Origin of the sequence: Marinobacter sp. UBA2498 (genome assembly GCF_002341575.1) — a bacterium.
Lineage (GTDB): Bacteria > Pseudomonadota > Gammaproteobacteria > Pseudomonadales > Oleiphilaceae > Marinobacter > Marinobacter manganoxydans.
In genome coordinates this window covers 720-8,084 of the sequence record NZ_DDOI01000100.1, presented here as the reverse complement: position 1 = coordinate 8,084, position 7,365 = coordinate 720, and the positions used below count along the sequence as shown (strand labels likewise).

Below are 7,365 nucleotides of genomic sequence, written 5' to 3'. Positions count from 1 at the left end.
GAGATGGGTAACGCCAGATCCGACCGAAGCGATGCGACCACTGACCTCCAGCCCGAGAATATCGGATGCTCCCGGAGGCGGGGGATAGACGCCAGCGCGCTGCATGAGATCCGCACGATTGATGGCTGTCCAGACAACCTCGATTTCGACGTGGTCTGCGGGCGGTTCACCCGGTCCTTCCCAGGGCTCCCAGCTTAGATTGCCCCCGGTTACCTTGATTGCTTTGATCATGTATGACGTCTCGGCCTTGCTCATATGGGCACAGGATACCCCAAGTTTTCCGAGCATTGCACAAATGGCGCAAAGACAGGATCAGCCGGTAACTTCCAGGTTGGACAGCCAAACACTCTGATAAGGTTTCAGGGTGATCGAGCCAGACAGATCATCAATAGTCATCCCGGAAATCAGATCCAGCCAATGATCGGTGCCGATGAGATTGATGTCGCTCAGCGCTACCTGCTGCACCTCGTTACTGATGTTGTGAATGCAGAAGATGGACTGGTCCCGGCGCATACTCTGGCGCCAGAAACCAAACAGCTGCAGGCCGAGATGCAGGGTGAACTGGGTGGCGTTCGGGTGAAACGCAGGTTGTTTACGCCGGATGGTAATCAGCCGCTTCAGCTCCTCGAACGCCTTGCTGTGATGGCTCAGGGGATCTGCGAGCTTCTGCTCCAGAGTATCCAGTTGCCACTGGCTGCGGTTAATGGATCGAAGCCGACCGGTGTGCTCCACCCGCTCCAGATCGTTCTCAGTCGCCAGCAGACTGTGAATGTAGAAGGCCGGAATCCCCTCAAGCGCCAGCATCACGGTGTGGGCGCAGACGAAGCGCTGCAACTGCCAGTGGTCCCGACCCGACTCCGCCGTGCCTTGCAGCGCATCGTACAGGGCGATGTTGATTTCGTAGGGCTGGTCGCGACCATCCGGCGTGCGCCGGTACGAGACCTTGCCGCCGAACGAGTCCATGGTGTTGATCAGTCGCTGCTTCTCTTCCTCCGTCAGCAGACCATCCGTTGGCCGCATACCCACACCATCGTGGGACGCAATAAAATTCAGATAGGTGGTGCCCATCTGCGCGGGCGGCATGCTCATCAGCCAGGTTTTCAGGTGCTTGCAGTCACCGGTAACCAGGGTATTGATCAGCAGGGGCGGCAGGGAAAAGTTATAGATTACATGGGCTTCGTTGGCGTTGCCGAAATAGGTGAGATTTTCGCGGTTGGGTACGTTGGTCTCGGTAATCACTACCGCATCCGGGCTGTGGTGCTCGATCAACAGGCGCAGGATCTTGATCAGCTCATGGGTTTGCTGCAGATGGATGCAGGGCGTACCCGGTTCCTTCCAGAGGAAGGCGACGGCATCGAGCCGGAAAATGATAATGCCACGCTCCAGGTAGCGCCGGATGATAGCAGCAAACTCGATGAGCACCTTCGGGTTGGCAAAATTCAGGTCAACCTGATCCTCACTGAACGTACACCAGACATATCGCTCGCCATCGTCGGTCTGGACCGGGTTAAGGAGCGGCGAGGTACGGGGCCGCACAACGGCACTCAGATCATCCCTTGGATTGCCCTCGAAGAAATAATCCTTGCCCGGGTCTACCCGTTTGCGGAAATTCTCGAACCAGCGGCTGCGGGCCGACATATGGTTGATCACCAGGTCCGCCATCAGCTTGTAATCCCGGGCGATGCCCTCGATATCCTCCCAGTTTCCGTGGGACTCGTTGACGGCCAGATAATCCATGACCGAGAAACCGTCGTCGGAGCTGTAGGGGAAAAACGGCAGAATGTGCACTGAAGAAATTGAATCTGACAGGCAATCCGCGAGGAACCGATGCAATGTCTGCAGTGGTTTTTCTTCCGCCCGCTGAACCGTGTCGGCATAGGTAATCAGCACCACATCCGATTCATCCCAGTTATTCTGGTGCGCAGGCGGCGGCGCCTGGTTGGGCTCCAGACCCATAGTGGTCAGCAACTGTTCGGCCAGAAATTCACAGTCCAGCTCTGGATAGACGACATCCAGCATGGAAACCAGCTTCGCTTTCAGAGCCTGGGTCATGGCCGGAATTCCTCATTATCCAACTCCACGGCCTCCAGCAACTGCTCCTTGATGTCGGGAATCGCGCTTGTGACCCGGTTCCAGCTGGGAATAAAAGGTGTGTCCATCGGGTTATCGAGGAAATAGGCGCCCGCCCGCATCACGTTCTGGGCGAACAGCTCCACCGCCTTCTCTTCCTTGTGTCGATCAAACGTCAGGCCGTTGATAATGGCGTCGTTCTGATAGGTCTCCACAAAATCCAGTGCAATACGGAAGTACGTGGCCTTGATAGTACGGAATTTCTCATTGGAGAAAATCTCACCGTTGGTCGCCAATTTTCGGAACAGAGCCTTGGCGATATCCATGCTCATTTTGGACAGGCCCTTGCTGGCATCTTCCGGTGAGAGTTCCTGATGCTTGTGATCATAGACATCGGCAATATCCACCTGGCACAGGCGGTTGGTGGCGTAGTTACGCTTCATCTCCGACAGCACACCGATCTCCAGTCCCCAGTCGCTGGGAATACGCAGATCATTGATCACATCCGTGCGAAACGAGAACTCCCCGGCCAGTGGGTACCGGTAACTGTCCAGGTAATCCAGGAAATCGTTGGGGCCGCAGACCTTCTTCAGGGATCGGATCAACGGTGTTACCAACAGGCGACTGACCCTTCCGTTCATTGTTCCGTCCGCTACACGGGCGTAGTAGCCTTTGCAGAACATGTAGTTGAAGCCGGGGTTAGCCACAGGGTAGATCAGCCGGGCCACAAGATCCCGGGAATACGTAAGGATGTCGCAGTCGTGCAAGGCAACGGATTTGCTGACACCCGAGGCCAACACATAGCCAAAGCAATACCAGACGTTTCGCCCTTTACCCATTTCCGTTGGTGCCAGGTTCTGCTCCCGAAGCTTCAGGTCAATGTTCCTGAGTCGAGGCCCGTCGTTCCAGAGCACCTTGAAGTTCTGTGGTAGTTCGGAGAAGTACTCCAGAGCGTGGCGGTATTGTTCCTCGTTGGCTCGGTCCAGGCCAATGACCACCTGGTCCAGATAAGGCACCTTGCCCAGCTCATGCACGATATTTTTCAGGGCCGGCCCTTCCAGCTCCGAGTACAGGGAGGGCAACACCAGGGACATGGGCCGGGTCTTGCGAAAACTCATCAGCTCCGCTTCGAGTTCCTCTACCGGACGCCGAACCAGGTTATGAAGGGTTGTGATAATGCCATTCTGGTAAAAGTCGCCCATGGCGGCTCTCCTTTTTTATACCCACACTCGAACGGGTCAGTACCCGTACTCAAACAGGAGATTGAGCACGCACTCATTCCAGCCCTCGGGGCCGGGCTTGAGGGAGCGAATGGCGTGTTTTGCCGAAGGCAACCGAACCTCTTCGCTTTTTACGCCCCGGATCACCACCGGTATATCCGCCGATTCCAGCATCTGCTGATCGTTGGGGCTATCACCCAGGGCAATGGCCAACACTGGCCCATCGCCATACTGCTCCCGGTATTGCTCTTTGTATTTGTTTAGCAAGAACCGGGCCCCATCGGCTTTATCAAATATACCCATGGCATGGAGGAAACGTCCGCCTGCTACCAGGCGGAGATCCTCGGCACTCAGAGCCGCTTCAAACTCCGCCAGCTCCTGCTCCGAGCCCTGCCAGATCAATGGTTCGGTTCCCAGCCGCTCTTTGGCCCGCCCGGCCGCTGCCGGATCCAGGCCGGTCTGCGCTGCCAGTTCATCGGTAGACATGTCGGCAAAGCCCCTGAATCGCGCGCCCTTCTTCCGTTGCGTGCCCAGCACCTCAAGGACGCGTTCCCGGGTTGCACCAAAATTCACCACTTCTTCTTCCTCATTGCCCAGGGCGTGGGGCGGAATAACCACGGCTGCACCGTTTTCGACAATAAACGGATCGTTGTTTCCAAGTTCTTCCCTCAAAGCCCGGATCTCCGGCATGGTTTTGCTGGAGTTAAGCACCAGGGGAATATTGGCTGCCTTCAGCCTTTCCAGGGCGGGCCCCGCCGCGTGCCAGCGGTAGTCGTCGTGGTCCAGCAGGGTGCCGTCCAGATCCGAGAAGAGAATCAAATGGGGTCTGGCCATGGCCGGTCTCCGTTAGGCCTCGCGAAACTGCGGAAGGCCAAGGGAATGGTCCTCGGCCACGTTGATCAGAACATCAGCCCGCCCAGGCATTTCTGCGAGGCAGGCACGAGTAACCCGTTCATAGTGCATCACGAAGCGGCCGACTTCTTCGTCGGTCATAATGCGCAACTCCTGTGCACCATCATGGGGCTCGCCACTTTTTGGTGCATTACGGATTTTATTTGCCAGCTTTTGCTCCTGAAGCCGACGCCACTCAAGAACACACTCCATGGAGGGAGCCTTCAACATGATCAGAAAATCGATTTCGTCAAAAAACTTCCGATATTCCCCTTTCAACTGATCATTAACATAGCTGCGCCAGACGCCGTCCGGGTCCTCGTTCTCCTCCAGAGGATTCATCGGCTGGGCAAGCGCACTGTCTTGCTCCGGTCGCGCATCAAGGCACCACCCCTCAAGAAGAATGACCTCCGCCCTTCCCCCGAAGACAGGCCACTGATCCCGGGGAACCCGGTCGTCCCGCGACTTGTCGAAGGCAGGAATCGGGGTGGCATCTTCAGGCGCTGCACTGCGCAAGCGGTTCAAGACCTGTTGCCCGAGCGCAACGTCGTGTGTTCCCGGCACGCCACGGGTTATAAACAACGGGTGCACCCGTTCGGCGAGGTCCTGGCGCTCACCCCTGGTAAGGTAAATATCATCCAGGGAAAAATTGGCCGCAGACCGGTTGCGGTGGCGCAGCAGAATTTCCCGTAAAAAGAGTGTCAACGTAGACTTACCCGTACCCTGGGCTCCGTGAATACCAACCACAATGGGTTGCTTTTCCGTATCATGGAGCGCACAGATTCGGTCTGCGAGCGGCAGAATGGTCTTTTCTACCGTTTCGGCGTAGGCATCGGGCAGGCCTTCTTGCTGAATCAGGGCACTGATGGTTTGTTCTAGCGAGCGATCAGACACGTTGGGTTTCCAGTTCAATGGATGACTTAAGAGAGACGGCAGCAGAATTCATACCAATGGGAGTATAGGCGTTTTATGAGTGGCAACGATTTTCGAATAGAGCATCGCTACCTGGAGCTCCCGGACAGTTTTTATACCCGGGTTCAGCCCTCACCACTAAAAGACGCAAAGATGGTGTGCTTCAACCACAAGCTCGCGGAACAGATGGGCTTTCGCGCCGATTCCGAATCGGAGTGGACCGGCGTGGGTGCAGGATCAGAGTTACTCGAGGGCATGGAGCCTGTGGCCATGAAATACACGGGCCACCAGTTCGGCGCCTACAATCCCGACCTGGGCGACGGCCGTGGACTGCTACTGTGGGAAACCGTTGGCCCCGATGGACGACGCTGGGACTGGCACCTCAAAGGCGCCGGCATGACTCCTTATTCCCGCTTCGGGGATGGCCGCGCCGTGCTTCGCTCCACCATTCGCGAATACCTGTGCAGCGAAGCCATGCATGGCCTTGGCATACTTACCACCCGGGCACTGTTCATGGTGAGCGCCAAAGACCCGGTGCGCAGGGAATCCATCGAGACGGCGGCGGCACTGGTGCGCGTGGCTCAAAGCCATATTCGCTTTGGACACTTCGAGTTCGCCGCTCACCACGAAGGGCCTGAAAGCGTAAAGACTCTGCTTGAGCATGTGATCTCGCTGCACTTCCCTCATCTGATCAACCTGCCGGATGATGATCGATACGCCCGCTGGTTCGAGGAAGTGGTGGAACGTACGGCAAGAACGATTGCGGACTGGCAGGCAGTCGGCTTCTGCCATGGCGTGATGAACAGCGACAACATGTCCATCATCGGCGACACCTTTGATTATGGCCCTTTCGCATTCCTCGATGATTTCGATGCCGGCTATATAAGCAACCATACCGACCAGGGCGGGCGCTACGCCTACAACCGTCAACCACAAGTCGGGTTCGAGAATTGCCGCTACCTGGCCACAGCCCTGCTCCCCGTAATGGAGGAGGACGACGTGCGCCGGGGGCTTCGCCGCTATGAAGTGGCCTACAACGAGCGCTTCCTCCAGAACATGCGAGACAAGCTTGGCCTGATCATCGAGGATGAAGCGGACCTGAGCCTGATCATGGATACCTTCAGCTTGATGCACGAGCACCATGTCGACTACACGGCCTTCTTCCGGGCGCTCTCGAATCTGCACAGCCATGGCCATGGGCCGGTGCGGGATCTGTTTGTAGATCGAAGTGTGGCAGACCAGTGGCTGGAGCGTTATGAGGAGAGACTCCTGAACGAAAGCCGCGCTCATGATGAGCGGGAATACGCCATGCGCCGCGTAAATCCGAAGTATGTGCTGAGGAACTACCTGGCCCAGCAGGTCATCCAGGAAGCTCAAAACGGGGATTACGAACCGATGAAAGCACTATTGAAAGTTCTCGAGCGCCCCTATGACGAGCAACCGGAAAGTGAGGCTTATGCTGCATTGCCGCCGGATTGGGGCAAGCACCTGAATATCAGCTGTTCAAGTTGAGGTAGCTGCACCAGCCAACGAAAAAGGGCCGGACGATATACTCGTCCGGCCCTTTTGTTTTTTTCGGCCACCTACCGGGATCAGACCGCCTTGGCAGCAATGATCTTCTCGTGCCACTCCGCAGGACCTGTCTGATGCACAGAGGAGCCACGTGAATCAACGGCAACTGTGACCGGCATGTCTTCGACCTCGAACTCGTAAATGGCTTCCATACCCAGTTCCGGGAAGGCAACCACTTCCGCATTCTTGATGGCCTTGGAGACCAGGTAAGCGGAACCGCCCACGGCCATCAGGTAGACCGCACCGAATTCCTTGATGGCGTCGATGGCCACCTGACCGCGCTCTGCTTTACCGATCATGCCGGTAAGGCCGGTCTTTTCAAGCATGGTGTGGGTAAACTTGTCCATTCGGGTTGCAGTCGTCGGGCCTGCGGGACCAACCACCTCTTCGCGCACCGGATCAACAGGGCCTACGTAATAAATGAAGCGACCCTTCAGATCGACTGGCAGTTCCTCGCCTTTCTCGATCATGTCGACCATCTTCTTGTGGGCAGCATCCCGGCCAGTCAGCATCTTGCCGGAGAGCAGGACGGTTTCGCCCGGCTGCCAATCCTTTACGTCTTCCGGGGTCACCGTATCGAGGTTCACGCGACGCACGTTGTCGCCCACTTCCCAGGTGATTTCCGGCCAGTCTTCCAGGCGCGGCGGCGTCTGCAAGGAAGGTCCGGTGCCATCCAGAGTGAAATGCGCGTGGCGAGTCG

7 protein-coding genes are annotated in these 7,365 nt (G+C 57.0%); 1 reads left to right on the top strand and 6 read right to left on the bottom strand.

What is annotated here, in order from left to right; all coding sequences use genetic code 11:
• The 5 genes from B2W52_RS13895 to B2W52_RS13875 all read right to left on the bottom strand — a co-directional run.
• Nucleotides 1-228 (bottom strand): alcohol dehydrogenase catalytic domain-containing protein (locus B2W52_RS13895; RefSeq protein WP_414673505.1); only part of this gene is annotated, 228 nt, incomplete at its 3' end.
• 84 nt (nucleotides 229-312) lie between these two features.
• On the bottom strand, nucleotides 313-2,052 hold the full coding sequence (locus B2W52_RS13890; protein ID WP_273072129.1) for a sugar phosphorylase: 1,740 nt from the start codon (nucleotides 2,050-2,052) through the stop codon (nucleotides 313-315).
• Nucleotides 2,049-3,272 (bottom strand): glycosyltransferase family protein, encoded by a 1,224-nt coding sequence (locus B2W52_RS13885; RefSeq protein ID WP_053114825.1) that lies wholly within the window; start codon nucleotides 3,270-3,272, stop codon nucleotides 2,049-2,051. The genes B2W52_RS13890 and B2W52_RS13885 overlap by 4 nt, the downstream gene beginning before the upstream one ends.
• A gap of 36 nt (nucleotides 3,273-3,308) precedes the next feature.
• Nucleotides 3,309-4,124 (bottom strand): HAD-IIB family hydrolase, encoded by an 816-nt coding sequence (locus B2W52_RS13880; RefSeq protein ID WP_053114824.1) that lies wholly within the window; start codon nucleotides 4,122-4,124, stop codon nucleotides 3,309-3,311.
• A gap of 12 nt (nucleotides 4,125-4,136) precedes the next feature.
• Nucleotides 4,137-5,075 carry a hypothetical protein gene (locus tag B2W52_RS13875; protein ID WP_286803610.1) on the bottom strand — a complete coding sequence of 313 codons (939 nt, stop codon included), beginning with the start codon at nucleotides 5,073-5,075 and terminating at the stop codon, nucleotides 4,137-4,139.
• 75 nt (nucleotides 5,076-5,150) lie between these two features.
• Between B2W52_RS13875 and B2W52_RS13870 the strand changes: the two genes are divergently transcribed.
• Nucleotides 5,151-6,605 (top strand): protein adenylyltransferase SelO, encoded by a 1,455-nt coding sequence (locus B2W52_RS13870; RefSeq protein WP_273072132.1) that lies wholly within the window; start codon nucleotides 5,151-5,153, stop codon nucleotides 6,603-6,605.
• Between the two features lie 80 nt (nucleotides 6,606-6,685).
• Here the strand turns inward: B2W52_RS13870 and B2W52_RS13865 are convergent.
• Nucleotides 6,686-7,365: fumarate hydratase C-terminal domain-containing protein (locus B2W52_RS13865; protein ID WP_286803608.1), on the bottom strand; the 680-nt coding region annotated here is incomplete at its 5' end.